The organism is Vibrio sp. 1F169 (assembly GCF_041439605.1).
Lineage (GTDB): Bacteria > Pseudomonadota > Gammaproteobacteria > Enterobacterales > Vibrionaceae > Vibrio > Vibrio tasmaniensis_A.
Window position 1 is genome coordinate 1 of the sequence record NZ_JBGOOI010000170.1, and the last position, 1355, is coordinate 1355.

Here is a 1355-nt window from a genome sequence, read left to right on the forward strand (position 1 = left end):
ACTCTCCGCACCATTGTGGGCATCTTATGTGGACTCCCCATTGTCAACAGTAATCGTCAGTAAATCAGAAATAAATGCGCACTTATGTACGAGCTCAACAAGAGTAGCTAACTCAGGCTCTACGATATTTACGCGAGTTAGTAGCAAATCTAAGCTACGAGTTCAAGACTCTCAGATGCCCGCTGCTTTGACTAACTGATTTTCATCCAATTTATGCATTTTACTGTTAAGACAATTTACTAAGATACTAACGGTTCAGCTTTATATTCCGTACCTTGAGTTAAAATAGCAAATGCTGTTCTGACATTTTTATTTGCCAACGCTACCGCAGCACACTTCTTACCTCTACGTTCAATTAAATTTTTTAGCCACTCTTCTTTTTTTGTTTTCGGTGGGCGATTGGCAACCTTGCTTACGATCGACATCGCACCAGTAATCAATTGGCTTCGAAACAGAGTATTTTTAAAACCTCTTCCTATCGAACCGATTTTAGCTCTCCCCCCACTTGAATGTTGTATTGGTGTGAGCCCTATGCAGGCTGCGGCTGCTTTCCCTTTACTAAAAGCTCCAATGTCAGCACACCCGAGCGCGATATATAAGTTAACAGCATTAAGGATACCGATGCCCTCAATTTTAAGTAACTTCTTACATTCAGGATGATAATTCAAAGATTCTTCAAGGCAGTTGTCGTAAATATCAATCGCTTCAACCAGCGATAAATATTGATCCCAGGCAGTAGATATTGCCTGACGAAACGAAGGTGAAAAACCATTATCTGCGTCTTCTAGGGTTTCATCAATTGTTGCTCTTAACCCCCCATTTCTGTTGGAGACTTGAATATTTAATTCAGATAACAAAGCAATCAATTGGTTTTTAGAAGCGGTTTTTTGTCTTATGCTTAGTTCTCGTAAGCGGACAATCGATTGTAGTTGCTGCTGTTCGGCTGTTTTACCTTGAATAAAGTTCACATCAGGTAACAGTGATGCTTGTACTATCGCCAAAGCATCATTTTTGTCAGTTTTCTGATTTTGTCTGACCACAGCAACTAATCTCGATGAGATTAAACGAGCATCATGCCCATGAGAAGAAGCGAGTTGCTTCCAATAATTCGAAGTACCACAAGCTTCAAACACGATTGTGGCAGGCCTTGAATTTACTAACCAACAAGTAAACGCCTTCGGTGTCATCTCTGTATTTGAGTGCACTTTTCTGTTTGTATAAATACAAACTTGGATCACTTTTTTAGCTAAATCAACGCCAACAATCGTCTTGTTCATTTGAATCTCCAAATTATTTTGAACCCTACTATTGTAGGACTTAGGGTTGGGGAGTCCAATTATCTAAGTTGACATTTT

At 39.6% G+C, this 1355-nt stretch carries 1 protein-coding gene; it reads right to left on the reverse strand.

Features of this window, described 5'->3' with window-relative positions; all coding sequences use genetic code 11:
- Nucleotides 1-239: 239 nt before the first annotated feature.
- On the reverse strand, nucleotides 240-1277 hold the full coding sequence (locus tag ACED53_RS23400; protein ID WP_102257639.1) for an IS110 family transposase: 1038 nt from the start codon (nucleotides 1275-1277) through the stop codon (nucleotides 240-242).
- Nucleotides 1278-1355: the final 78 nt, after the last annotated feature.